21 protein-coding genes are annotated in these 25,845 nt (G+C 63.6%); 11 read left to right on the plus strand and 10 right to left on the minus strand.

The annotated features are described in order from the left end of the window. Positions 1 to 4: 4 nt before the first annotated feature. Complete coding sequence (locus tag F3H95_RS15745) at positions 5 to 5,461, minus strand: alpha-2-macroglobulin family protein (RefSeq protein ID WP_149746684.1); 5,457 nt, start codon at positions 5,459 to 5,461, stop codon at positions 5 to 7. 154 nt (positions 5,462 to 5,615) lie between these two features. Between F3H95_RS15745 and F3H95_RS15750 the strand changes: the two genes are divergently transcribed. After that, on the plus strand, positions 5,616 to 6,017 hold the full coding sequence (locus F3H95_RS15750) for a LysR family transcriptional regulator (RefSeq protein WP_149746685.1): 402 nt from the start codon (positions 5,616 to 5,618) through the stop codon (positions 6,015 to 6,017). Positions 6,018 to 6,035: 18 nt separating this feature from the next. On the opposite strand, the gene F3H95_RS15755 is transcribed toward F3H95_RS15750, so the two are convergent. From F3H95_RS15755 to modA, 4 genes are all read right to left on the minus strand, one after another. Next, positions 6,036 to 6,518, minus strand: coding sequence for a DUF1003 domain-containing protein (locus F3H95_RS15755; RefSeq protein ID WP_143126326.1), 483 nt, complete (start codon positions 6,516 to 6,518; stop codon positions 6,036 to 6,038). Positions 6,519 to 6,807: 289 nt separating this feature from the next. Further along, the gene (gene modC, locus F3H95_RS15760) at positions 6,808 to 7,887 is read right to left on the minus strand and encodes a molybdenum ABC transporter ATP-binding protein (protein WP_143126327.1); all 1,080 of its coding nucleotides are present in this window, start codon (positions 7,885 to 7,887) and stop codon (positions 6,808 to 6,810) included. Next, positions 7,884 to 8,597, minus strand: a complete 714-nt coding sequence (modB, locus tag F3H95_RS15765; protein ID WP_149746686.1) for a molybdate ABC transporter permease subunit — start codon at positions 8,595 to 8,597, stop codon at positions 7,884 to 7,886. The genes modC and modB overlap by 4 nt, the downstream gene beginning before the upstream one ends. Positions 8,598 to 8,640: 43 nt before the next feature. Then, positions 8,641 to 9,429 (minus strand): molybdate ABC transporter substrate-binding protein, encoded by a 789-nt coding sequence (modA, locus tag F3H95_RS15770; protein ID WP_143126329.1) that lies wholly within the window; start codon positions 9,427 to 9,429, stop codon positions 8,641 to 8,643. 343 nt (positions 9,430 to 9,772) lie between these two features. Here modA and F3H95_RS15775 point away from each other — a divergent pair, with 343 nt between their 5' ends. Together F3H95_RS15775 and F3H95_RS15780 are read left to right on the plus strand one after the other, a co-directional pair. Next, on the plus strand, positions 9,773 to 10,993 hold the full coding sequence (locus F3H95_RS15775; RefSeq protein ID WP_149746687.1) for a PD-(D/E)XK nuclease family protein: 1,221 nt from the start codon (positions 9,773 to 9,775) through the stop codon (positions 10,991 to 10,993). 63 nt (positions 10,994 to 11,056) lie between these two features. After that, the gene (locus F3H95_RS15780; RefSeq protein ID WP_149746688.1) at positions 11,057 to 11,722 is read left to right on the plus strand and encodes a sulfite oxidase-like oxidoreductase; all 666 of its coding nucleotides are present in this window, start codon (positions 11,057 to 11,059) and stop codon (positions 11,720 to 11,722) included. A gap of 95 nt (positions 11,723 to 11,817) precedes the next feature. Here the strand turns inward: F3H95_RS15780 and F3H95_RS15785 are convergent, their stop codons facing one another. Next, the gene (locus F3H95_RS15785; RefSeq protein ID WP_149746689.1) at positions 11,818 to 12,615 is read right to left on the minus strand and encodes an NAD(P)-dependent oxidoreductase; all 798 of its coding nucleotides are present in this window, start codon (positions 12,613 to 12,615) and stop codon (positions 11,818 to 11,820) included. A 155-nt stretch (positions 12,616 to 12,770) separates the two neighbouring features. Here F3H95_RS15785 and F3H95_RS15790 point away from each other — a divergent pair, with 155 nt between their 5' ends. The 7 genes from F3H95_RS15790 to F3H95_RS15820 all read left to right on the plus strand — a co-directional run bounded on the left by F3H95_RS15790 (position 12,771) and on the right by F3H95_RS15820 (position 19,441). Further along, complete coding sequence (locus F3H95_RS15790; RefSeq protein ID WP_143126332.1) at positions 12,771 to 13,523, plus strand: FadR/GntR family transcriptional regulator; 753 nt, start codon at positions 12,771 to 12,773, stop codon at positions 13,521 to 13,523. Positions 13,524 to 13,593: 70 nt separating this feature from the next. Further along, positions 13,594 to 14,502 (plus strand): 5-dehydro-4-deoxyglucarate dehydratase, encoded by a 909-nt coding sequence (kdgD, locus tag F3H95_RS15795; RefSeq protein WP_149746690.1) that lies wholly within the window; start codon positions 13,594 to 13,596, stop codon positions 14,500 to 14,502. A 13-nt stretch (positions 14,503 to 14,515) separates the two neighbouring features. Then, entirely contained in the window at positions 14,516 to 15,652 is a 1,137-nt protein-coding gene (locus F3H95_RS15800) for a mandelate racemase/muconate lactonizing enzyme family protein (protein ID WP_149746691.1), read from the plus strand. Next, positions 15,652 to 16,533: an amidohydrolase family protein gene (locus F3H95_RS15805; protein WP_149746692.1), complete on the plus strand. Its 882-nt coding sequence runs from the start codon at positions 15,652 to 15,654 to the stop codon at positions 16,531 to 16,533. The genes F3H95_RS15800 and F3H95_RS15805 overlap by 1 nt, the downstream gene beginning before the upstream one ends. A gap of 50 nt (positions 16,534 to 16,583) precedes the next feature. Beyond that, positions 16,584 to 17,561 carry a TRAP transporter substrate-binding protein gene (locus F3H95_RS15810; RefSeq protein WP_143126336.1) on the plus strand — a complete coding sequence of 326 codons (978 nt, stop codon included), beginning with the start codon at positions 16,584 to 16,586 and terminating at the stop codon, positions 17,559 to 17,561. Between the two features lie 75 nt (positions 17,562 to 17,636). Next, positions 17,637 to 18,161, plus strand: a complete 525-nt coding sequence (locus F3H95_RS15815) for a TRAP transporter small permease (protein ID WP_143126337.1) — start codon at positions 17,637 to 17,639, stop codon at positions 18,159 to 18,161. Next, entirely contained in the window at positions 18,161 to 19,441 is a 1,281-nt protein-coding gene (locus tag F3H95_RS15820; RefSeq protein WP_149746693.1) for a TRAP transporter large permease, read from the plus strand. The genes F3H95_RS15815 and F3H95_RS15820 overlap by 1 nt, the downstream gene beginning before the upstream one ends. An 88-nt stretch (positions 19,442 to 19,529) precedes the next feature. Here the strand turns inward: F3H95_RS15820 and F3H95_RS15825 are convergent, their stop codons facing one another. The 4 genes from F3H95_RS15825 to F3H95_RS15840 form a co-directional block, all read right to left on the minus strand. Then, positions 19,530 to 21,695 (minus strand): TonB-dependent siderophore receptor, encoded by a 2,166-nt coding sequence (locus tag F3H95_RS15825; RefSeq protein ID WP_149746694.1) that lies wholly within the window; start codon positions 21,693 to 21,695, stop codon positions 19,530 to 19,532. A 168-nt stretch (positions 21,696 to 21,863) separates the two neighbouring features. Beyond that, positions 21,864 to 22,745: an AraC family transcriptional regulator gene (locus F3H95_RS15830; protein WP_149746695.1), complete on the minus strand. Its 882-nt coding sequence runs from the start codon at positions 22,743 to 22,745 to the stop codon at positions 21,864 to 21,866. A gap of 171 nt (positions 22,746 to 22,916) precedes the next feature. Further along, positions 22,917 to 23,345 (minus strand): RbsD/FucU family protein, encoded by a 429-nt coding sequence (locus tag F3H95_RS15835; RefSeq protein WP_143126341.1) that lies wholly within the window; start codon positions 23,343 to 23,345, stop codon positions 22,917 to 22,919. Then, entirely contained in the window at positions 23,339 to 24,574 is a 1,236-nt protein-coding gene (locus F3H95_RS15840; protein ID WP_149746696.1) for an ROK family transcriptional regulator, read from the minus strand. Before F3H95_RS15840 ends, F3H95_RS15835 begins: the two co-directional genes overlap by 7 nt. Before the next feature lie 204 nt (positions 24,575 to 24,778). Here F3H95_RS15840 and F3H95_RS15845 point away from each other — a divergent pair, with 204 nt between their 5' ends. Next, positions 24,779 to 25,804, plus strand: a complete 1,026-nt coding sequence (locus tag F3H95_RS15845; protein WP_143126343.1) for a sugar ABC transporter substrate-binding protein — start codon at positions 24,779 to 24,781, stop codon at positions 25,802 to 25,804. The last annotated feature ends 41 nt before the right edge of the window (positions 25,805 to 25,845 follow it).

The following is a 25,845-nucleotide window of genomic DNA, read 5'->3' on the forward strand; positions in this document are numbered from 1 at the left end:
CGCCTTACTTCGCCTCCGTCACCTGCATGCGGCCAGTCGCAGTGCGGGCCGAAAGCTGCGGGCGGTACATGTCTTCCACGGTCGCAGCCGGATGATCGTAGGTACCGGGGGTCACGGCCCGAACGACATAGGCGAGCGTGATTTCCCGATCATCGCCGGCGCTGCGGTCGAAGGCCGCGACGAAACGATCGTTGCGGAACTCGGTATGCGCCGCCTGTACCTCACCCAGCCAGTCGAAATTCGAGAGATCCGCGCTGTTGACGAGGTTCGGGTTGTCGATCTCGAACCCGGCCGGCAGCAGATCCTGGATCAGGATGCGGGACGGCCAGTCATTGCCCTCCTTGACGGTGAGAACCACGACATAGCGCTGGTTCTGCTGCACATCGCTGACGCTGACCTCCTCGCCCTCCATCGTGTAATAGGCACGGGCGATGGAAAAACCCTCGCCGCCGGCCGGCAGGGGCTGGGCGGGCGCGGCAACCGTGGTGACGACCGCCGAGACCGGATCGGCCGAACGATTGGTCAGCGTTACCGGCGCCTTGACCAGATCGTCGCCGGCCATGCGTTCGGCATAACGGCCGGTCTGAGACGCACCGTTGACATCCACCTTCAGCGCCTCGTCACCCTGCTGCAGGGCCCGGGCGGCGAGCAGCATCCACGCCTGTTCCTGCGTGCTGGTATAGGCCTTGGCGCGCCACTGGCCGGCAACCAGCGCGGAAAGCTGCGGCACGATAGCCGGCATTGGCCGGCTTTCGGCCGCCAGCGCCAGCACCGCCGCGCCATCGCGCAGCAGCGAGCCGTAATCGGAGCGCGACAGGCTGACAGGTTTCGCCACCGATTGCTGCGTCATCTGCAGCGCGGCATTGAAGGCGGTCTTCGAGCGCTGGGCATCGCCATAAAGGGCAAGAGCCGCCCCGAGATGCGCCCGCGACAGCGGGGTTGGAAAATCCGACAGCATCGTATCTGCATAATAGCGCAGGTCGCTGATCGAGGCCTTGCGATTGCGGGCGAGCACATAGAGCGCATAGGCGATCTCGCTGCCCTGGTCCTTGACGTTGACATCGTAAGCCAGCGAATTCTGGAGATTGCTCAGCGCCTGCACCAGCGCCTGTTCCGGCACGTCATAGCCCTGCTCGCGCGCCCGCGTCAGGAAATCGGTGACATAGGCATCGAGCCACTTGTCGCCATAGCCAGGGCTCCACAGGCCGAAGCTGCCTGAGGAGGACTGGTAGGAGAGCACGCGGCGGATTGCCTCCCCGATCCGCTTCTTTACCGCGGCATCGTCCGCCAGGCCGTTCTGGCGGGACAGCTCGGAGAGATAGAGCAGCGGCAGCGCCCGGCTGGTCGTCTGTTCGGCACAGCCATAGGGGTAGCGGTCGAGCGACATCAGGAGCCCCGGCACGTCGAACTCCGCCGCCCGGGTGACGCTGAGCGCGACCGATGCGCCAGACAGCACGGAGTCCGCCAGCAGATTGCCGTCGACCGTCAGGCTCTGGCCCGGCGCCAGCGGGATCACCCGTCGCTGCGTGACCGGCAGCACGGCCGGCCGCACCGGCAGGTTCAGCACCTGCTCCATCGGGGACACGCCAGTGCCGGAAAGCGTCAGCGTCACCGTCGCATCACCGGTCCGCACCGCCTTCAGGGGCAGGTTCAGGGTCTGCTTGCCGCCGGCCTCCAGACGGACGGTGCGGGTCGCACGCGCGGTATCGGTTTCAACAAGACCGTTGGTCGTCACCGCCAGCTGATAATCGCCAGCGGGCGCATCGGTATTGGCGATATCGAGACGCAGGCGTGCCTGATCGCCAGGCGCCAGGAAGCGCGGCAGGCTGGCGGTCAGCACGACCGGATCGCGGATCACCACATCGCGGGTGGCATGGCCGACGCCGCTGCGGCTCCAGGCCACCGCCATCACGCGCGCCGTGCCGTTGAACTGGGGAATATCGAAGGAAACCTTCGCCTTTCCGTCCGTATCGAGCCGGACGATGCCGGAGAAGAAGGCGACGAGCTTTTCCTTGGGCGGGCTTGCCTGCAGCGCAATGCTGCCGCCATCGCCGCCGGTGCGCAGACGCCCGGTGGCGCCGAGCGAGCCATCGATCAGCCTGCCATAGATGTCGCGAATTTCGAGCCCCAGGCGACGCTGGCCGAAATACCAGTCATCCGGTGCCGGCGGCTCGTAGCGGGTAAGGTTGAGAATGCCGACATCGACGGCCGCAACAGTGACATAGGCCTCCTCGCCGACACCGGCACCCTTCACGTCAACCGACACATCGAGCGGCTGGCGCGGCAAGGTCTGGTCGGGCGCGGACAGCGTCACAGCCAGATCGCGCGTCTGCGGATCGACCTTCAGCCAGGTAATGCCGATCGCCCGCATCGGCATGCGGCTTTCCTGGGCATTGCCGGGACGATAGAGCGTTGCCGTGACATAGGCGCCCGCCCCGAAGGCCTCGGTCACGGGGATATCGACCTCGCCGCCGGTCTCGCCGATCGACACATTCTGCACGGATATCAGGTTTTCCGCGCCGCTCGTCACCATCAGCTTCCCAGCATAACGGGAGGAAATCTTCAGCTTCGCCGTCTCGCCGACCTTGTAGCTCGGCCGGTCCAGCGCGACCTCCAGCGCATCCGGGGTTTCGGTGGAGCTTGCAGTGACGAACCAGCCGGCATCGAACTCGGCGCTGCTGGCCGGGCCATCGGCCGCCGCCGTTTCCACCTCCAGGCGGTAGCGTCCCCACTCGACCGGCACCGAGACGCGACCGCCATTGGCGGCCTCGACCGACACCTTGCCATCGGCCACCCGCCGCGTGCGGCTGACCGCCTCGTAACGCCAGGCGCTGCCCTCGCGATACCACTGGTAATCGCGCTCGATGCGCACCAGCGACCAGTGAAGGTCGCGGGCGGCCTTGCGTGCGCCATCCGCCCCCACCAGAATCACGTTGAAATTGGCGACGGCCCCTTCGGCGAGGTCGCCCGAAAATTCCGGCTTGATGCCGATGCGGTCGCCATCGGCGCGCACCGGCAGCGTCAGCTTGCGCTCCACCGCCCGGCCGCCACCTTCCTTGAGGCGCACGACGATCTCGGCATCCGTCAGCTGCGTGGTCGCGGCCAGTTCCGTCAGGCCTGCATCGAAGCTTGTCTTTCCGGCTTCGTCGAGCGTGGAGAGATCGTCGAGCGGCAGCCGCTCCGCCTCGGTCGCCTCCTCATCCGCCAGACCGAACAGATAGCCGGGATAGGTCTCCCGCACCCGGGTGTGCTTCAGGACGATCTCGCCTTCCAGGCCAAGGCCGGCCGCCGGCGCACCATAGAGATAACGGCCATCGACAGTGACCGGCACCTCTTCGCCAAGCACGATCTCGCGCGCCTCGGTCTTCAGGTCGAACTCGACACGATCCGGCACGAAGTCATCGACCAGGAAGCGCTTTTCGGCAATCGGCGAGCCCTTGGGGTCGGTGAAGGCCTGCAGGGTCCAGGTGCCGCGCATGGATGTCGCAAGCAGCGGCAGGTCCACGGCATAGCCGCCGAGCGTGCCATTGCCCGTCATGCGCCGGTCCTCGACGCCGTCAGGTCTCAGGAAAACGAGCGTGAGCGGCAGGTTTTCGATCGCCGCCGCCTCCGTGTCGCGCGCCAGGAGCGCCGCATGCACGGTTTCACCGGGGCGGTAGATGCCGCGTTCGGTCCAGGCATAGACATCGATCGCGCCGGGAGCGGGGCGACCCGTGACACCGCGATCGGACAGGTCGAAGCCCGCCCGGGTCATGTCAAGGAAGACGAAATCATCCGCCCCGCGCGAGGCCATCAGCACGGCCGGCACCATGGCGGCGGTGCCGCGGATCAGGCCGGCGCTGAAGACGGCGCGGCCGTCCGCATCAGTCGTCGCCGTGCCCAGCACCTCGTTGTTCTTGGCCAGCAGCTGCAATTGAACGCCAGCGGCGGGCTCCGCGGTCGCCAGAGACCGGACGAAGACATTCAGCCCGTCGGTGCCGGCAAAGGTGGAAAGGCCAAGATCGGAAACGACAAACCACTGGGTCGCCTGGTTCGACCACTCATCCACCGTGCCGGTGCCGGCGGCTGCCGTCAGCACATAGACGCCCGGCTTGCGCTTCGGCAGGGCCTCGTCGACCGGAAAGCTCGTCACCACGTCCTTGTTGACGTCCTGGGCGATGTCGATCGTGCCCTGCCAGACGAGTTCGCCGTTTTCCTCGCGGATACGATCGGCGCCGTAGCCGCTCATCTGGGTCAGGAACTGCGAATTGGCGAGCAGCGGCGCAATGTTGCGATCGCCGATCCGGTAGAGCTTCAGCATGGCGCTGGTGGTGTTGACCGAGACCAGCGGAATGCCGCGCCGCGCGGTGGACGGCAGCACAAAACTGTCGCCGGTGAAGCGCACCGAGGGGGCGCGGTCCTTCACGTAGATGTCGAGATCAACCGTCGCCGGCAGGCTTTCGGCATTGGCGGAGGGCAGACCGCGCCGCAGCGACAGCTTGTAGCGCTGTCCGTGCAACAGGCCTTCCACGCAGATCTGCTGGTCCTTCGCCTCGACCGCCTTCGGCGCCACGCCGTTCAGCGTCACGAAACTCGCATAATCCGTTCCGAACTTCTGCAGGGGTTCGGACACCTGCACGCAGGCGCGCGGGCTTGCCGCATCCGCATCCACGGAATGATCAACGACGCGGAAACCCCAGCGCTCCTTCAGGTCGTTGTAGCGAGCCTGCACGCTGCGCGAGGCGACGAGATCGAGACTTTCCTTCAGTGCCTCGATGGCAAGGCGGTGATTCTCCTGGGCCTCGAACGCCTCGCCAAGCCGCGCCAGCGCCTCCGCGCGCACCGGCGCGGTGCGGGAAAAGGCATAGGCATTGATGGCGGCGGGCAGCGCCGTTCCGGCCAGTTCGGCATTGTCGCGCACGGTGCCGGCGGTGCGGGCCATCTCGATCCAGAGGGTCGCATCCTCGGGCTGGATGGAGAGCGCGCCGGTCAGCGCCGCAATCGCGCCCGGCACGTCACCGTTGACGAGATCGAGCTGGGCCAGCGCCTTCAGGCTTTCCAGCCCCTGGCCCGCCAGTTCCGCTGGCATTTCGAGCCGGTTATAGAGTTCATCCGCCTGGTTCTTCGCCTGCGCCGACAGGAAGGAGAGGCGCGGCGGCGCGCCAAGATCCGGCTCGGCGGAGGCCGTGACGATGCGCCCCGCCACGGCACCGGCAAAGCTGTTCTGCTGGCTATAATCGGATTTCAGGAAACACCACTTCGCCTTCACGTTATAGGTGAAGGCGCGGCAGGATTTGTCGTCGACGCAGGCCTTCTCGCATTGGTCGAGAGCCAGATTCTTCACGGTGCGAAGGTCGAAGCCGGGATAATCGGCATCCGCGGTCTTTTCGATGCGGCGTTCCGTCTGCTGGGCCATCAGGCTTTCGGCAGGGGTGAGGGCGGCAAGAAAAAGGGAAAGTCCAAGCCATACGCGTCTCGACATGATGTCCCCCGGAAGCTGGCAATCGGATGGCGGCAACTTGTTGGGTAAGAACCTGCTTGTCAATGCATCCGTGATACTTCGACGGATTCCGATGGATTCACCCGGCGGCTCTTGATATGGGCAGAAAAGCACCAGACAACCCGGAGGGCGCGTCATGCCGCACACCGATCGACAGGCCATCCGGCTCGTTCTGCGACTGGATTTTCCGCCAGCGGACAGGCTTGGGCGGGGCAAGATCGAACTGCTGGAGCACATCCGCGACACCGGCTCCATTTCTGCGGCGGGCCGGGCGATGGACATGTCCTATCGCCGCGCCTGGCTGCTGGTGGACGCCTTGAACGGCATGTTCGATGAGCCGGCAGTGGAACGACAACGGGGCGGCAAGCAGGGCGGCGGCGCGCAGTTGACCGCCTTCGGCGAGGTACTCATCCAGCGGTTCCGGGCCATGGAGGCGAAGGCCCTGGAGGCGATGGGCGAGGACCTGGCCTGGCTGGAAGACCAGCGACCCAGAACGCAGGCAGCCGGAGCCCGGGTCCCATCGGAAATGCCGGAATAATCCGGCACCCGTCCGCTCTCAGTTGAGCGCTTCGGCGCTTTCGCTGCGCAGGTCACTGCCGGAGAGCTGCAGCCGCAGCAACATGGCAATGTCGCTGGTCAGTGCATCCACCTTGGCATGCAGGTTGGCAATTTCCGCTTCAGAGCGCAGGTTCGTTTCATAGTCCAGCCGTGCTGCCAGCCGATCCTTTGCAGCCTGCCTGTTCTGGCTCATCATGATGATCGGAGCCTGCAGGGCAGCCAGCATCGACAGCATCAGGTTCAGGAAGATGAACGGAAAGGGGTCGAAGGCATTGGCGGCCAGCACCACCGTATTCAGGATCGCCCAGGCGACCAGGAAGACGGTGAAACCGATGATGAAGCTCCAGGAGCCACCGACCACAGCAATGCGGTCAGCCAGCCGGTCGCCGAAGGTCAGGCGTTCGGCGAAGATTTCGTTCGGATCCCTGCGGGCCGTGGTGCGGCGCAGCTGATCGGCAAAAAAGCGGATGGTTGCGTTCATGGCTCACCTCCTGCGAACGACCGGCCGTCTGCGGCCCGTCGCGAGGGAGCCGAAGAGAAGATCAGCTCAGCGCGGCGGCCGCAAACGGCACGGTCAATCGACTATGGTCGTTGGATGGCATGATCCCCTCGGGGGTCGGTTTCGGGAAAGTGCGCACGGAACGTCGCGCCTTCTTGAGGTAGACCCGCTCGCTGCGCACGTCAAATGGAAAATCGCCGCACGGCAGGCAGCCAGAGGTATCGCAAAATCACATTTCCGCGATCGCGATCACAGGGCTCGGCAGGCCTTTTCAACCGCGATCAAGCGCCACCGTCTTGACGATCGCATGGACGCGCATGCCCTCAACAAGCGCCAGCCGGTGCATGGAAAATTCCGTGATGCGGGCGTGGATGATGTCGAGGCCGCAACGGATCGCCACATCCACCGTGCCGGCGCCGCGCGGCTCGAGCGCCGCCACCCGTCCCTCCAGAATGTTCAGCGCGCTGATGCCCTCCGGCCGCACGGTTGCCACCAGCACATCGCGCGCCGGAATGTGAAGCCGCACGCTCTGGCCTTCCACCAGCCCCGCCTGCGGAATCATCAGCCGGGACGACGAGAGTGAAATCACCGCAAGGCCGGCGTCACGATCGAGGTCGGAGACGGTTCCGGTCAGCACGCTGCCCGCCTCGCGCCCGCTCGCCTCGGCAAGACCGCCCAGCATCTCGCTCGGGCTGCCGATCCCGTCCACCTTGCCATCGGCCATCACCACGACGCGATCGGCAAGCCGGGCCACCTCCGCCACGGCATGGCTGACATAGAGAATGGGCAGGTCCAGTTCATCGCGCAGCCGCTCCAGATAGGGCAGGATTTCTGCCTTGCGGGCCTCGTCAAGCGCCGAGAGCGGCTCGTCCATCAACAGCATGCGCGGGCTGGAGAGCAGGGCCCGGCCGATCGAGACGCGCTGCTTTTCCCCGCCCGACAGCGTGGCAGGCCGGCGGTCGAGCAGATGGCCGATCCCCAGCATCTCGACAATCCGGGCAGCGTCGGCGCGCGACGTGGCGCGGCCGGAAAACCAGCGACCGTAGGCCAGGTTCTGGCGGACGGTCAGATGCGGAAAAAGCCGTGGCTCCTGAAACACATAGCCGAAGCGGCGGCGATGGGCGGGAACATCGATCCGGCGACCGGGACCGCGCAGCGTATCGACCAGTATGTCGCCATCAAGCGTGACACGCCCCTCGTCCGGTCGCACGAGGCCGCCGACGATGCGCAGCACCGATGTTTTGCCGGACCCCGAGCGGCCGAACAAAGCCGTCACGCCACGCTCCGATGCGAAGGAGACATCAAGCAAAAATTCGCCCTGGCGGTGACGGATGGCAACCGAAAGCGTCATGCCGCGACCCTTTTCGCCACCAGACGGGCGAGCAGTTCCGAGGCCAGCAGGGCCGTCATGGACAGCGCTACCGCAATCAGCGTCAGCCGCAGCGCGCCCGCATCGCCGCCCGGCACCTGGGTGAACGTGTAGATCGCGGCAGAAAGGGTCTGCGTCTCGCCCGGAATATTGGAGACGAAGGTGATGGTCGCACCAAACTCACCCATCGCCTTGGCGAAGGCAAGGATCAGGCCGGCAATCACGCCCGGCAGCATCAGCGGCAGGGTGACGGTGAGGAAAACGAAGACGGGCGAGGCACCAAGCGTACCGGCTGCCTCCTCCAGTTTCACATCCACCGCTTCGATGGAGAGCCGGATCGAGCGCACCATCAGCGGAAAACCCATGACGGCGGCGGCAAGCGCCGCACCCGTCCAGCGGAAGGAGAGAACAAGACCGAACGCCTGATCGAGAAACGCGCCGACCAGGCCGCGCCGACCGAACAGGATCAGCAGGATATAGCCGGTGACGACCGGCGGCAGGATCAGCGGCAGGTGCACGAGACCGTTGAGCAGCGACTTGCCCCAGAAGCGCCCGCGCGCCAGAAGATAGCCGACGAGGATGCCGACGGGCAGGCTCAGCAGCGTGGCGACAATCGACACCCGCAGGCTAAGCGCAATCGCCGTCCATTCCTCCGCACTCAGGGACCAGAAACTCGACACGAGACACACCATGCAGACGGGCGCGGCGCGGACGCCGCGCCACCTGTCGTCCAGCCTACTTCAGAACCGTAAAGCCTTGCGACTGGAAAAAGGACGCCGCCGCCGGCGATTTCAGGAAGGCGAGATAATCGGCCGCCGCAGCATTCTTCGAATCGGTGAGGAGCGCCACCGGATAGATGATCGGCGGATGCGTGTCTTCCGGAAAGGTGCCGACAACCGCGACACCCGGCTCGGCCGCCGCATCGGTGGCATAAACGATGCCGTAGGGCGCCTCACCGCGCGAAACGAGGGCAAGCGCCGCGCGCACGTTTTCAGCGCCGGCCACGCGCGACGAAACGCTGTCCCACACGCCGAGCTTTTGCAGCGCCGCCTTGCCATATTTGCCGGCCGGCACGCTCTCGACGGCGCCCATGGCCAGCCGCCCGTCGCCCAGCAGGCCCTTGAGATCGAAGCCGGGCTTGATCTCCACCGGATGCGCGGCAGCCTTGGCGGCGACCAGCACGATGCGGTTGCCGAGCAAATCGGTGCGGGTTTCCGGCCTGATCAGCTTCTTGCCGGCCACCTCGTTCATCCAGTCCTGATCGGCAGAGATGAAGAGATCGGCCGGCGCGCCGGATTCGATCTGCTTGGCGAGCGCCGAACTCGCCGCATAGGAGACCGTGACCTCGACGCCCTTCTCCTTCGTGAAGGCGGCATTGGCGGCATCCAGCGCCGTCTTCATGCTGGCGGCGGCAAAAACGGTGATCCTGCCCTCCGCCTTGGCCTGGGCAGGCGCCAGGGTGGAGGACAGGATCGAGGCCGACAGGGCGGCAAACAGCATCAGGCAATGGCGACGAAGGAACATGGCTCTCCCCGGAAATCGACGTATCGGCTGGAATATATCGACTTCGAACGGAATGGCCAGCGTTATGTTTGAGAGGATACATCCATCGAATGGACATCCCGTTCTTGCTTATCGGGTCGCACCCGGTCGGAAACACGCAAGCGCCAGCACCCTACGGCACCGATCCCCGTCAGCCTGGACCCCAAGGATCCGATCGCGTTCCGTAAACTCACCATCCATGTTCTTTACACCCCGTTTAACGTCGGCAATCCGACCACTTGACGGAAATCGGAGACATACCAAACATCCTTTGATGTGATTCCTTCAATACATCCTCGCTATCGACCAATTGGACCGTCAAAAAGTGTTTCAGCGCATCGACATATTCATGGAAAAAATTATATCCGTCCACGAGGTATTCAAGGAGGCACGATCGAAATACGACGTTGAATTGAGCATGAACTTTTCTGCTTTCGAATTGTTTGCTCCCAATGAGCTGGCTCTTTCCAGAATCTTGGCATGGATGCTCGACCCGAGGGGATCCCACAGCCAGGGAGCGCGCTTTCTACGGGAATTTCTGCGGCAAATGAACATTCAGCATCAACAGCTCGATACGGCGATGGTGCAGATAGAGGAAGTCGTCGCCCAAGGACGGCTGGATATCTCTGTCAAACTGGGAGACCGTCGAAAGATCGTCATTGAGAACAAACCTTTCGCGCCGGACCAACCATTGCAACTAAAGCGTTATCTCGATCATGTCGGCGAGCATGGACACGTCATCTACTTGCCAGGCGCTCGAAAAGAGGCACCGAATGTCAGCATCCTGAGCGAAAGCCGCATGTATAACATCAAAAGCGGGCGCCTGATCGAAAGCAGCTGGATCGACCTTATTCCCTTCTTCGAAAGATGCCGCGACATCAACCACTCGCCCCGGGTCCGCGCCTTCATCGACGAAATTCCCCGCTATGTCCGTAAAGTCTTTCAAGGAGTCAGGGACGTGACCGAAACTGAAGATGTTGCTTCCTACATGGCTGCCGAGGCGGACACCATTGAGACGGCGTTCCTCGTGAGCAACGCCATGGATGCGCTGCGAGAGCGCCTGATCCAGAAGCTACAGGCCGACATCAGTGATGGGTTGCCAGAGGGCTGGTCCCTTGAAGAGACCATCGTCAAGGGCTCTCGGTGGTCGCGCCTTTGCATCGCGTATCCGGACCTCTCTCTCCGATTCTATACCTTCTTCGACAAATCGAACTACAATGACTTCAGCTATGGCCTACAGTGGAGGATGGATCGGAGGCAACCGAGCCTGGAGTCCGTCAGACAGGTTTTGCTAAGGCACGACTTGGGCGTCGGCGAGATCGTAGAGAGCCAGGACGATTATCCGCTTTGGCGGTGGGGTGATGAAACACCGGGCGCGGATCTGCCGCGTCGGTGGCAAAGTGACCCACGCCCATGGATGTTGATTTCGACCGGCGAGGCGGCCAGGAAGATCATCGAGATCGCTCGGTCTTACGAGCCGGTAGCACAGGAACTGGACCGACTGCCCCATCGGCAACTTGACGAAAGCCAACACACCCCCATCTAATGGATCTGCGGCGCGCGGCCTTCGGGCAAAACTCCGACGCCGGTCGCGGACGGGATGTTTTCCATGACGGACACACCGACAGAGCCTGAAGACAGCAAGCTGACCACCACCAAGCGGAAATGGGCAGCCGAGGGGCGGTTTCTGACCGGCCGCATCAGCAGACCGGACACGGATCGCCTGCCGCCAGGGCAGCATCTGGTCAAGAACTGGCCGGTGCTCGATCTCGGCCAGCAGCCGCAGATTTCCGAGATGCAATGGCGTCTCGATGTCCGCGGCGCGGTGGAACAGGCGATCACCTTGGACTGGAAGAGTTTTCTCGCCCTGCCGCAGACGACGGTGATCTCCGATATCCACTGCGTGACCACCTGGTCGCGCTACGACAATGGCTGGCAGGGGGTGATGGTGCGCGACCTGCTCGATCTCGTGCACCCGACAGCCGAGGCCGATGCGGTGATGCTGACGAGCTTCGACGGCTATACCACCAACCTACTGCTGTCCGATTTCGCTGCCGAGGATGCGATCCTTGCCACCCACTGGGAAGGCCAGCCGATCAGCCGCGAACACGGCGGGCCTATGCGTCTGGTGGTGCCGCATCTCTATTTCTGGAAAAGCGCCAAGTGGCTGACGCGCATCGAATTCACCCGGCAGGACCGCCCGGGCTTCTGGGAGAAGAACGGGTACCATATGCGGGGCGACCCGTGGCAGGAGCAGCGTTATTCCGACGACTGAACCGCCCCCCTGAAGGCACGCCTCCGGCAAAGCCGGAGGTCAATGGATAATGGGGAGACGGATCAGGCGATCTCCTTCCCTCCAAGACGGACGGGTCAGCTCTCCGGAAAAATCGGATCGTTGACGAAATTGCCGCCCTGATAGACGTGCAGCGCCGCCTTCGGGTCCGGCCTGCCGAGGCTCGCATCGAGTTCGGCGCGAAAAACTTCTGCATTGTCCTGCGGCTTCCAGCCGAGATAGGCGGCGTGCGAATTGTCCCACCACTTTGAATCATTGTCCGAAATGCCCCAGATCACCGGGCAGCCCAGCATCGGCGCGCGAAAGACGCAGGCGATCAACTGCGTGAAATCGCGATAGGACATCCAGCTGGACAGCATGCGGTGGTTGGTCGGCTTTTCCATGCAGCTGCCGATGCGCACCAGCGCCGTTTCCTGTCCGAACTTTTCGAAATACATGCGGGCCAGCGCCTCGCCGAAGCATTTGGAGACCCCGTAGAGCCCGTCGGGACGCATCGGGACCGTCACGTCGATATGCTGGTCCTGCCGGTAGAAGCCGACCGTGTGGTTGGAACTGGCAAACACGATGCGCGGCTGGCCATGGGCGCGCGCTGCCTCGTAGAGATTGTAGAGGCCAAGCAGGTTGGCGTTCATGATCTTGGAAAACTTGTCCTCGACCGAGATGCCGCCCAGATGCACGATGCCATCGCAGCCTTCGACCAGGCGATGGACTGCCTCGGCATCGCCGAGATCGCAGCGCACCAGTTCCTCGTTGGGCTGCGCCTCGCCGAGGTCGCTGATGTCGGAGAGGCGAAGAATGTCGGCATGCGACGCAAGGCGCGTGCGCATGGCACGCCCCAGCGCGCCGGCGGCACCGGTAATCAGCAGTCTTTTCAAGGGATCCTCCATGCGGGCAGGCGAGAAGCGGGACTCGTCTGCCCGCCACGGTAAATTTATCATACATGTTGGCAGGCGGGCGTCAACACGGTACACCTAGGCATGACAGAGAGACGAGACCGTCCTCATCGGACCGGACCAGGAAGGGGACAGACATGGCGATTGCCACCAAGGAGAGAACGGGGGGTGCCGCGATCACGCTGGCCGCACGGTTGAGCGACACCCTGCGCCAGGCCATCGGCGCCGGGCAGTTTCCGCCCGGCAGCAAGCTGCCGAGCGAGGCGCAACTGGGCGAAACGCACGGCGTGAGCCGCACCGTGGTGCGCGAGGCAATCGCAGCGCTGAGGGCCGACAGGCTGGTGGAGGCACGCCAGGGCGCCGGCGTCTTCGTGCTCGAGCCTCCATCCCCGATGGCGCCGGCCCCTTTCTCCGTCGACAATATCGACCACGCCCGCGTTTCCTCGGTGATCGAATTCCTCGAACTGCGCACCGCCGTCGAGGTGGAGGCGGCGGGGCTTGCCGCCGTGCGCCGCTCACCCGCCCAGGAAGAGGTGATCTTCGACTGTCACTATGCGGTGCGTGCCTGCCTGGAAGCGGGACAGCCGACCAGCGAGGCGGATTTTGCGCTGCATCTCGCCATTGCCGAGGCCACCAACAATTCCCGATTCCGCGATTTCCTGTCGATGATCGGCAAAAGCGTCATTCCCCGCGCCGCCCTGCGCAACGAGGACAGCGAGGCGGACCAGGCAACCTACATCAACCTCATCATGGAAGAGCACAACGCCATCATCGTGGCGATCTCGGCCGGCAATGAAGAGGCCGCACGCGAGGCGATGCGCCGGCATCTGCGCGGCAGCCAGTCGCGCTACCGCGCCCTGCTGCGCGAGCAGCGACAATTTGTAAGATAAGTTGTTGACACTTGTATGGCGAATATATACCACAAGCAACGGAGGAAGCCTCTGAAAAGGAAGTGAGACTATGACGCCAGAAGAGATCAAGGCGGCGCTCGGCGCTGGCCTTCTGTCCTTTCCCGTGACCCATTTCGATGGTGAAGGCCAGTTCCAGCCGGAAAGCTATCGTCGCCATGTCGAATGGCTGTCGGGTTTCGAAGCGCCCGTTCTGTTTGCGGCCGGCGGCACCGGCGAGTTCTTCTCGCTGTCGCCCGACGAAATCCCGGGCATCGTCAAGGCCGCCAAGGAAGCGGCCGGCAAGACCGCCATCGTCTCCGGCTGCGGTTTCGGCAGCCATGTGGGCGTCGAACTGGCAAAGTCCGTCGAAAAGGCCGGTGCCGACGGCATCCTGCTTCTGCCGCATTACCTGATCGATGCACCGCAGGAAGGCCTCTACCAGCACGTCAAGAAAATCTGCCAGTCGGTCGGCATCGGCGTGATGGTCTATAACCGCGACAATTCCGTTCTCTCGGTCGACACGCTGAAGCGCCTGTGTGACGAGTGCCCGAACCTGATCGGCTTCAAGGACGGCACCGGCGACATCGGCACCGTGCGCCAGATCACCGCCACCATGGGCGACCGCCTGATGTATCTCGGCGGCATGCCGACGGCGGAGCTGTTTGCCGAAGCCTATCTCGGCGCCGGCTTCACCACCTATTCCTCGGCCGTGTTCAACTTCGTTCCGGGCCTTGCGGTGGAATTCTACAAGGCGCTGCGCGCCGGCGAGCGTGCCCATTGCGAGAAGATCCTCCGGGATTTCTTCTATCCCTTCATGGCCATCCGCAACCGGCGCAAGGGTTATGCGGTGGCTGCCATCAAGGCGGGTGTGCGCCTGCAAGGCTTCGATGCCGGCAAGGTTCGCCCGCCGCTCGACGACCTGACGCCGGCAGAGGAGGGCATGCTGCTCGACCTCATCGGCCCCTGGAAGCGCGGCTGAGGACCGGCTGACGATGAAGATCACCGCAGTCCGCACCCATCTTCTGGAACACCGGCTCGACGTTGCCTTCGAAAGCGCGTCCATGCGCTTCGATCGCCGCGCCCATGTTCTGGTGGAAATCGAGTGTGACGATGGCACGGTCGGCTGGGGCGAATGCCTCGGCCCAGCCAGGCCCAATGCCGCCGTCGTCGCCGCCTATGCCAACTGGCTGATCGGCGAGAACCCGCTCGAAAACGAGAAGATCTGGGCCAGGCTCTATAACGCGCTGCGCGACCAGGGCCAGCGCGGACTGGCGGTGACGGCGCTTTCGGGCATCGACATTGCGCTATGGGACATCAAGGGCAAGCATTTCGGCGTGCCCGTCTCCATCCTGCTCGGTGGCCGCTTCCGCGACAGCGTGAAGGCCTATGCGACCGGCAGCTTCAAGCGCGACGGCGTCGATCGCGTGGAAGACAATGCCATCGACGTTGCCCGCTACTGGAAGGAAGGTTTCCACGCCACCAAGATCAAGATCGGCTTCGGTGTGGCGGAAGACCTGCGCGTCGTGCGCGCCGCCCGCGAGGCGGTGGGACCGGAGATGCGCATCATGGTCGATGCCAATCACGGTTACGACGTGGTGGAGGCCGTCCGCTTCGGCCAGGCGGCCGCAGAACTTGATCTCGACTGGTTCGAGGAGCCGGTGGTACCGGAACAGCTTGCTGCCTATCGCGAGGTGCGCGCCCGCCAGCCGATCCCGGTCGCCGGTGGCGAAACCTGGCATTCCCGCTGGGGCATGCGCGAGCCGATCGAGAGCCGCTGCGTCGATATCCTGCAGCCGGATCTGGCCGGCGTCGGCGGTTTCACCGAAGCCAAGCGGGTCGCCGATCTTGCCGCCCTGCATGGCGTGCGCGTCGTACCGCATGTCTGGGGCACGGCCGTCCATATCGCCGCCGCGCTGCAGTTCATGGCCGCGATGATTCCGAGCCCGGTGCGCGTCAACCCGATCGAGCCGATCCTCGAATTCGACCGGACGCACAATCCCTTCCGGCAGGCGATCGTCAAGACGCCGATCGAGCACGTCAACGGCGTGGTGGCGATCCCGAACGGCCCCGGCCTCGGCATCGAGATCAACCGCGAGGCGCTGGCCGAATTCCGGATGGGAGACGCCTGATGCTGGTGCGTCGGCTTTCCGGGGACAAGCCGAGGATCGCACTGCCAAAGGGCAGCGTGGACACGCAGATGCACATGTATCTGCCGGGGTTTCCCGCCCTGCCCGGCGGCCCCGGCCTGCCGGCCGGCGACCTGCCGACCCCGCGCCAGTACCGCCAGCTGATGGACTGGCTCGGCATAGACCGGGTGATCATCACCCAGGGCAATGCCCAGCAGCGGGACAATTCCAACATCGTTGCCTGCCTGCGGGAGATGGGCGGCTTGGCGCGCGGCGTCGCCGCCGTCGACCCCGACGTGACCGATAGCGAATTGGACTGGCTCACCGAAGCGGGCGTCGTCGGCCTCAGGATCATGGACCTGCCCGGGGGTGCCGTGAACCTCTCGGCTCTGGAACTTATCGATGCCATTGCCGCGGCGCGTGGCCTGATGCTCGCCATCCAGTTCGACGGCAGCCATATCGAGGAACACGAGCCGCGGCTCTCCCGGCTGAAATCGCGCTGGGTGCTGGATCACCACGGCAAGTTCTTCTGCGGCGTCACGCCGGACAGCCCGCAGATTGCCGCGCTGCGCCGCCTGATCGACGGCGGAAACTGCTGGTTCAAGTTCGCCGGCGTCTATGAAAGTTCAAAGAGCGGTGGCCCCGATTACGAGGATGTCGCCGCCATTGCCCGGACGATTGCCGCCCATGCGCCGGAGCGCATCGTCTGGGGCACCAATTGGCCACACAACCTTGCCCGCGAGCAGGCGGATTATCCTGACGACGCGGCATTGACGGATACGGTCCTGGGCTGGCTGCCGGACGAGAGAGCGCGCCGCCTTGCCCTGGTTGACAATCCGGAAGCCCTGTTCGGGCTGCCGGCATGGACGGAGGAGAAAGCATAGAGACCCGCGCCCGGGCAGGGGGCCCTGGCGCAAGCAAAGTGGAGGAAGACATGAAGTTCAAGCGCATTCTCGGCCTGGCCCTCGGCCTGGCAATGACGACGGCCATGACAGCCGGCGCGCAGCAGGTGACGCTGCGGTCCGCCGATATCCACCCGGATGGCTACCCGACCGTCGAAGCGGTCAAGTACATGGGAGACCTCGTATCCCAGCAGACCAGTGGCCGGATCAAGATCCAGGTCATGAACAATTCCGTGCTGGGCAGCGAAAAAGACACGATCGAGCAGACCCGCTTCGGTGTCATCGATTTGAACCGCGTCAACACCGCCCCGTTCAACAACCTCGTCAAGGAAACGGTCGTCCTCGGCCTTCCCTTCCTGTTCCGTTCCACCGATCACATGCACCAGGTGGTAGACGGCCCGATCGGCGACGAGATCCTGAAGGCCTTCGAGGCGCATGGCCTGGTCGGGCTTGCCTTCTATGATTCCGGCGCACGCTCCTTCTACACCACCAAGAAGCCGATCGAGAAGCTTGCCGATCTCAAGGGCATGAAGATCCGCGTCCAGCAGTCGGACCTCTGGATCGCCATGATGCAGGCGTTTGGCGCCAACCCGACACCGATGCCGTTCGGCGAAGTCTACTCCTCGCTGGAAACCGGCGTCGTCGATGGCGCCGAAAACAACTGGCCATCCTACGAATCCTCCCGCCACTTCGAAGTCGCCAAGAACTTCTCGATGACCGAGCATTCGCTGACGCCGGAAGTGCTCGTCATGTCCAAGATCAGCTGGGACAAGCTGAAGCCGGAGGATCAGGCCATCCTCCGCAAGGCGGCCAAGGAGTCTGTGGTCAAGATGCGCCAGCTCTGGCAGGCCCGCGAAAAGACCTCGGAAGACAAGGTGCGGGCTGGCGGCGTCAAGGTGATCTCCGTCAACAAGCAGGAGTTCGCCGACGCCATGAAGCCGGTCTACGACAAGTTCGTGACCGATGCCAAGATGAAGGACCTGGTCGCCCGCATCCAGGCCGTGAAGTAAGCGCCATCCATAAGGCCGACCCGCAAGGGTCGGCCTTTTTGCATGCGCCCCGCCAGCGCAAAAGGAACCGCGGACATGAAGAACATCCTGAAGGCTGTGCGGCCGTTGCTCGCCCTCCTCAGCCGCCTCTCGCTTTATCTTGCCGGCATCGGCATCGTCACCATGACCCTTATCGTCGGCTGGCAGGTCTTTGCCCGCTACATCCTTAACGATACGCCAAGCTGGTCGGAACCGTTGTCGCTCGTGCTGATGTCCTGGTTCATCCTGCTGGGGGCTGCCGTCGGCGTGCGCGAAAGCGGCCATCTCGGGCTCGACATCGTCCGTTATGCCATGCCCAAGCCGATCCAGCGGGCGATGGACATCACCAGCATGGCGCTGGTGAGTGCCTTCGGCGGCTTCATGGCCTATTACGGCATCCTGCTCGCCCGCGGCACCTGGACGGCCACCATTCCGGTGCTCGGCTGGCCCGGCGGCGTCGACTTCTTCCCGCTGATCGTCGGCGGCATCATGATCGCGCTGTTCGGCCTTGAACGGCTGGCCGACATCATCCTTGAAACCGAACACACACCGTCCGAAGCGGACATGCTGGAGGTCGTCTGATGGCCTATACGATCCTGTTCGGCTCCTTCACCCTGCTGATGGCGATCGGCATGCCGATCGCGTTCTGCCTGGGCATCGCCTCGCTCGCCACCGTGCTCTATCTCGGCCTGCCGCCCATCGTGGTGTTCCAGCAGCTGAATTCCGGCATGAACGTGTTTGCCATGATGGCGATCCCGTTCTTCATCTTCGCCGGCGACCTGATGGTGCGCGGCGGCATCGCCGGGCGGTTGGTCCGCTTTGCAGCAGGGCTCGTCGGCCACCTGCGCGGCGGGCTCGGCCAGGTCAATATCGTCGCCTCGACACTGTTCGGCGGCATTTCCGGTTCGGCCGTCGCCGATGCCTCGGCGGTCGGCGGGCTGATGATCCCGCAGATGGCGGCCCGCGGCTATGACCGCAGCTATGCGGTCAACGTGACGGTCAATGCGGCGATCATCGCCCTGATGATCCCGCCCTCGCACAACATGATCCTCTATTCGATCGCAGCCGGCGGCAATGTCTCGGTCGCGGACCTGTTCACCGCCGGCGTCGTGCCGGGCATCCTTCTGGCGCTGGCGCTGATGGTCACAGCCTATGTCGTCGCCCGCCGGCGCGGCTATCCGTCCGAACCCTTCCCCGGTCTTGCCAACCTTCTGGTCTATCTCGTCACGGCGCTTCCCGGCATCCTCCTGATCGGCATCATCTTTGGCGGCGTCCGGTCCGGCATCTTCACGGCGACCGAAAGCTCCTGCATCGCGGTGCTCTATGCCTTCCTCGTCGCCATGCTGGTCTATCGGGAGCTGGACTGGGCGGGCTTCGTGGAAGCCGTGATGGGCGCGGTGCGCACCACCGCCATGGTTTTGCTGGTCATCGGCACGGCTGCGTCCTTTGCCTGGCTGATGGCCTTCCTGCAGGTGCAGCAGCTGATGATCGGCGCGATCGGGGCGATTTCCGACAATCCGATCATCATCCTGCTGGTGATCAACATCATCCTGCTGTTGCTCGGCACCTTCATGGACATGGCGCCGATGGTGATCATCTCGACGCCGGTTCTGCTGCCGGTGGTCAAGGCTTTCGGCGTCGATCCCGTGCATTTCGGCGTGGTGATGATCCTGAACGCCGGCATCGGCCTCAACACGCCGCCGGTCGGCACGGTGCTGTTTGTCGGCTGCGCGGTGGGGGGCATCAGCATTCGCGAGGCCATGCGCACGATCTGGCCTTTCTTCGGCGCCAGTATCGCCGTGCTGATGCTCGTCACCTACATTCCGGCGCTCTCGCTCTGGCTGCCGAGCCTGTTCCGTTAGCATTACCCAGCCGCATCAACAGCAAGGCCGGCGGATCGCTCCGCCGGCCTTGTTCTATTTCGGGCATGTCGGGAAAGACCGTTGCGGCCTACCAGCTCTTGCTGAGCTTGACGGTCACCGTGCGCGCATCGCCATAGCCGCAGGTGGCAGCACCGGCGCAGCCGCTGACATAGACCTTGTCGAACAGGTTGGTGACGTTGAGCGAACCTTCCCAGCCGTTCTTCCTGTAGCGGATCGCGGCGTCGAAGACGGTGGCATCCGGCACCTTCAGCGTGTTTTCCCGGTCCGCCCAGCTTTCGCCGCGGTAGCGGACGCCACCGCCGATGCTCAAGCCCTCGAGCGCCGGCACCGGCACCGCATAATCGAGCCACAGCGAGGCCTGCACCGCCGGCACCAGATAGGGGCTCTTGCCGACATAGGCGGCCATGATATCCTTCTTAACCTCGAGATCGGTATAGGTGAAGGAGCCGAGCAGCTTCCAGTTGTCATTGAGATTGACCTTGCCTTCCAGCTCGACGCCGCGCGACTGCACCTCGCCGATCTGGCTGGAGAGGAAGGTGCCCGGGTCCGTCACCACCACATTGCGCTTGGTGAGATCGAACAGCGAGGCGGTGAACAGGGCATCCATGAAGCCGGGCTCGTATTTGACGCCGACTTCGTACTGCTCGCCCTCTTCCGGCTTGTTGTCCGGCGTGCTGCTGACAGCGATCACCGGATTGAAGAAGCTGGCCACACTGACATACGGCGTCAGGCCATTGGCGAATTCATAGGCGAGACCAGCGCGACCACTGGCGGCGCTCTTGCTGTAACTGTAGGTGAAATCCTGCGTCGGCGCCCAGTAGGTCGGGCCGTTGTCGGTGGTGGTTTCCACGTGGTCGTAGCGACCGTTCAGCGTCACCAGCCATCCGCCGCCGAAGCGGATCTGATCCTGCGCATAGATGCCGACCTGCTTCTGGGTGATCAGCTGGTTGCTGTAGGAGGCATTGGCCGGCTGCGACAGGCCATAGACCGGATCGGTGGCACTGATCGGATTGATTGTGGTCGCGGCCTGGTCGTTGGACAGCTGGTAGTATTTGTAGTCGAGGCCGAACAGCAGGCTGTGTTCCAGCGCCCCGGTCTCGACCGTACCCTCCAGACGGTTGTCGATCAGGAAGGTATTCACCTTGGAGGTCTGCTCAAAGCCGATGCGGTTCAGTTGCAGGCTGTCGATATCATACCAGCCATAGAGATAGGGGGCGTTCTCGTGCTTGTAGAGATGGCCGTAACGGGCGTTCTGCGAGATCTTCCAGCCATTGTCGAAGGTATGTTCGACCTCATAGCCGACCATTTCCTGATTATAGACGCCGGTATCGACATCCGGCTCGCCGTAGTAGGCGTCGCGGGGAATACGGAAGCCGTTGGTCCGCGAGGTATCGACCGTGCCGTAATAGGGGAAGAATCCGCCGCCCACATGCAGCTCGTCGAGCGCCGCAAACGAGCCCCAGACTGTCAATTTCGTCGCCTCGTCCGGAGAAATCGTCAGTTGGGGCATCACGAATCCGCGCAGGTCATGCGAGAAATCCGAATCATTGTCGCCGCCGGCAATCTTGCCGGTCAGACGATAGGACATGGTTTCGCTGGAGCCGAGTTTGTCGGAGAGATCGAAGCCGAAGAAGGCATTGCCATTGGAATTGATGCCGATTTCGGTCTCGTAGAGCGGCTCATTGGTCGGCCGCTTGCGCACGAGGTTGACCATGCCGCCTGCATTGGCGCCGCCATAGAGAACCGAGGCCGGTCCCTTCAGCACCTCGATGCGCTCCAGCATGTAGGGGTCGGTCTGGAAGCCGCCGAAACCATAGGCATAGAGATTGAGGCCATCATAGAACACGCCGGTCTGCGTGGCATCGAAGCCGCGGATATAGACCCAGTCCGTATCGGCATCCGCACCGAAGGGTGCCGACAGCACGCCAGCCGTATAGGCCAGCGCCTCGTCCACCTTGTTGGTGATGCCGCGATCGTTCAACTCGTCGCGTCCGACGACGGAGACCGACTGGGGAATGGCGGAAATATCGCCGGCGGTCTTCGCACCGGTCGCGGATTTTTTTGCCACGTAACCCTGAACCGGGCCGTTGGCACCAGCCCCCTCCGCCGACTGGCCCTGCACCAGCACCGGGTCCAGTTCGATCGCCGGCTCGGCCAGCGCCGGTATCGCGGTGAGAAGGCTGCCTGCCGCAATCCCGGCCAGCAACATGGCGTAACCGTGCCCGTTCCTCATTGTCATCATCGTCGCGCGCGCCCCACGTCTCGTTCCGGGGTCAGATAACCCCACCTGATAAGATGAGCGCCTAACTCAAATTATAGGCCGAGGCTTGCCTGCAGGACGAAAAATTGAACATTCTTGGGCAAACATCGCCGACACGTCCGGCAGAGCCCCTGCAGCCCGTCAACTGTGTGCTTTTCGCCACTTCGCCGGCGTGGTGCCGAGATACTGGCGAAACACACGCGTGAAATGCGCCTGATCGGCAAAGCCGGTTTCCACCGCCACCGCATTGAGGGGAAGATCGTTTGCGGCAAGCAGCCCCTTTGCGCGGGAAAGTCTCTCGCGCATCTGCCACTGATGCGGGGCGACCCCGGTGGACGCCTTGAAGGAATGGGAGAACTGCGAGGCGGAGAGGCCGGTCAGATCGGCCAGTTCATCCAGCCGCACCGTGCGCAGGCAATGGGCTTCCAGATAATCGGTGGCGCGACGCAGCTGCCAGGGAGCCAATGCGCTGCGCTTGCGCCGCTCCACCTTGTCGAGGTTCAGCACCGCAATGATCAGCGAGAGCGTCAGGCTGTCGCCATAGAGATCATGCAGCGGCTGCGGATTGAGGCATTCGGCGGCGATCAGCCGCGCAAGGCTCATGGCCCGCTCGTCAAAGAAAAGCAGCCTCGGATCGTCCAGCCGGCGCGGGTCGAGATCGTCGGTCAGTCGGCGGCAGACGATCTCGGCGTCAAAATGAATATCGAGATGGCGAAGCGTGCGAATGCCGGTGAAATCCACCCACAGATCCATGCCGGCCGGCACGTAAGAGATTGGCGAGCTTTGCGGGTTCTGCAGTTCGCCCTTGCGGCCCTTACCGCTGCGAACCATCGGCCGACCATTGCCCTGCAGGTCGAGCAGGATGAAGAGACGCGGATCGGAGGCGACATAGTGACCGCCGGCATAGGGCGCGCATTCCACATCCCAGACATCCGCGACCAGCCCGTTCCAGACGCGACGGGCCACGCCCTTGCCGAGGGAGAAGCCCTCGATGGTGTTGGACATCCGGGGTTGGAAGGTCATGGGCGGAGACTGAAAAAGTTGAGTATTAAACTCCCCTATCAGACTTCCAGCGCACTGGCAATTTCAGGTCTGCCGGGGGCGCCCGCACGATCGACCCGGCCGGGCTTCGGCCGATTCAGCATCGGGGGGCACTGCTGCAGGTCCGCCAGTGCAGCAGCGCCTCCCCCTCCCTCATGGATAGATGACGCCCTTGCGCAGGATCACATTGGCATAGAGGCGTGGTTCGCTGGTCTGTACCACCGTATGCGCCGCCTTCACGCGCGGATAAAAATCGGGGCCGAGCAGCGGGACCACCGGTTGCTTCGGCTCATGACGCCCGCAACAGGCGATGATCTCCTGATGCACCGGGTCGAGCGCGTCGCGATCCTTGCCGACAGTGGAGCGGAAGATCGCCGCCTCGACGAAATCATCGATCGGCATCAGCGACAGCACGGCATCGAGAACCGGAACAAGCCCGTGGCCATCGAGGCGCACCAGACGGCGGGCATGTTCGAGACCCGGATAATTGCCGTCGACGATGGCAATTTCATCGCCGTGCCCCATGGCCCGCAACGTGGCCAGAAGATCGGGACTGAGAATGGGGTTGATGCCCTTCAGCATGCGGCAAGCTCCTTGAACAAGATACTCTGATCGGTGAGGTAGCGGGCGAAGATGGGCAGGCTTGCCCCGCCGATCGCCCGGGCCTGGGCGCCGACGGCGCCCTCAATGATATCGGGAATGATGACGCCCTGCAGGTCAAGCTTGGCGACCGCGTCCACGGTCGCCGCCACGATGCGTCTCCGGACCCAGGGCGGAAAGCCGCCGTCGATCACGGCCGCGCCGAAATCGATGACGGAGGCGGCGGCAACAATGGCCTGCGCCAGCGCCGCACCGGTGTCATGGATCCAGATCTCCAGCGGCTCGCCGAAATCGATCCATTCGTCGGCCGAGTACCAGAGCGGCTGCGGGTCGATGCCACGCTCATGCAGCAGCTTTTCCAGGACGAAGATCGAGGCAATGTCGAGCAACTGGCGGTTCTCGCCATTCGGACCGCGCACAGGCAGAGGCCCGAGCGCGCCGGCCGTTCCCGTGCGACCGGAATAGACGGCGGAATTGAGAACGATGCCGCCGCCGATGAAAGAGCCGATGAAGAAATAGACGAAGTCCGGATAGGACGGGCCAACGCCGAACACGAGTTCGGCGCCGCAGGCGCTGGTCGCATCATTCTGCAGATGGACCGCATGCGACAGCCGCGCCGAAATTTCGGCGTGCAGGTCGAAGCTGCGCCAGGCATCCATGGCGCCGGGCGGCGCGCCGACTTCCTCGGCCCAGTTCCACAGTTCGAACGGCGCGGCGATGCCCACGCCGGCGATGCGCGACCTCTGCTCGTCGCTCATCTGGCCCTCCAGGCGGTCGATACCGGAAGTGATGATGTCGAGGATCTGTTCCGGCCGTGGATAGGCATAGGTCTGGCGCACCTGGCGGCGAATGCGACCGACGAAATCCATGAGGACAACATCGGCGCTGCGGCGGCCGATCTTGACGCCGAACGAGAAAACCGCATCCGGATTGAGCCGCATCGGCACCGAGGGCTGGCCGACCCTGCCGCGCACCGGTTCGCCGCGCAGAAGCAGTCCATCCTTTTCCAGCGACCGCATGATGACCGACACGGTCTGGGCCGAAAGGCCGCTGGCCCGTGTGATATCAGCCTTGGAGAGAGAACCGCGCAAGCGGACAAGCGACAGCACCAGCCGCTCGTTGTGCGCGCGCACAAGCACCTGGTTCGATCCGCCGGCAAGAATCACTGCGGGCGTCTGCTGCCCGTTGGGCTGATTTCCCTGGATAGTCATGGCTACCCCTCCCTAAGGCACCCGCTCTCCCCGCACAAGAAACTAGCAGCGTCGATTAATAATTCAACCGGAATTAATTATTGACAGGCTGCCATTTTTTGATCTTAATGCCTTCCGTAAAGGCACGGGCGACTTGGAGGAGGCGTCTGGTCACCCGATCCGGTCCGTTGCCTGACGAAGTGCTTTCACCCTGGGAGGAGCCCTATGAAGAAAACTGTTCTGTCCGCCGCCTTCGCCACGCTCGCACTGGGCGTCGTATTCGCCGCACCGGCATCGGCCGCCGGCGTCTCGGCCTGCCTGATCACCAAGACCGACACCAACCCCTTCTTCGTCAAGATGAAGGAAGGCGCGACCGCAAAGGCCAAGGAACTCGGCGTGACGCTGAAGGCCTATGCCGGCAAGACGGACGGTGATTCGGAAAGCCAGGTTGCCGCGATCGAAACCTGCATCGCCGATGGCGCCAAGGGTATCCTGCTGACCGCTTCCGACACCAAGGGCATCGTTCCGGCTGTTGCCGAAGCCCGCAAGGCCGGCATTCTGGTCATCGCGCTCGACACGCCTCTCGATCCGATCGACGCGGCCGACGCGACCTTTGCCACCGACAACCTGCTCGCCGGCAAGCTGATCGGCCAGTGGGCTGCCGCCACCCTCGGCGACAAGGCCAAGGACGCCAAGGTTGCCTTCCTCGACCTGACGCCGGCCCAGCCGTCCGTCGACGTCATGCGCGACCAAGGCTTCATGATCGGCTTCGGCATCGACCCGAAGGATCCGACCAAGATCGGCGACGAAACCGATCCGCGCATCGTTGGCCATGATATCACCAACGGCAATGAAGAAGGTGGCCGCACGGCCATGGAAAACCTTCTGCAGAAGAACCCGAACATCAACGTGGTTCACACCATCAACGAACCGGCCGCTGCCGGCGCCTACGAAGCCCTCAAGGCCGTCGGCAAGCAGAAGGACGTGCTGATCGTGTCCGTCGACGGCGGCTGCCCGGGCGTCAAGAACGTCAAGGAAGGCATCATCGGCGCCACCTCCCAGCAGTATCCGCTGCTGATGGCAGCACTCGGCGTCGAAGCCATCAAGAAGTTCGCCGATACCGGCACCAAGCCGAAGCCGACCGAAGGCAAGAACTTCTTCGACACGGGCGTCTCGCTGGTCACCGACAAGCCGGCCAAGGGCGTGCCCTCGATCGACACCAAGGAAGGCACTGCCAAGTGCTGGGGCTGATGTCTCACGCCTGAACCATCCAAACGCGAAGGGCGGCATCT

Source organism: Rhizobium sp. RU35A (genome assembly GCF_900156005.1).
GTDB lineage: Bacteria > Pseudomonadota > Alphaproteobacteria > Rhizobiales > Rhizobiaceae > Neorhizobium > Neorhizobium straminoryzae.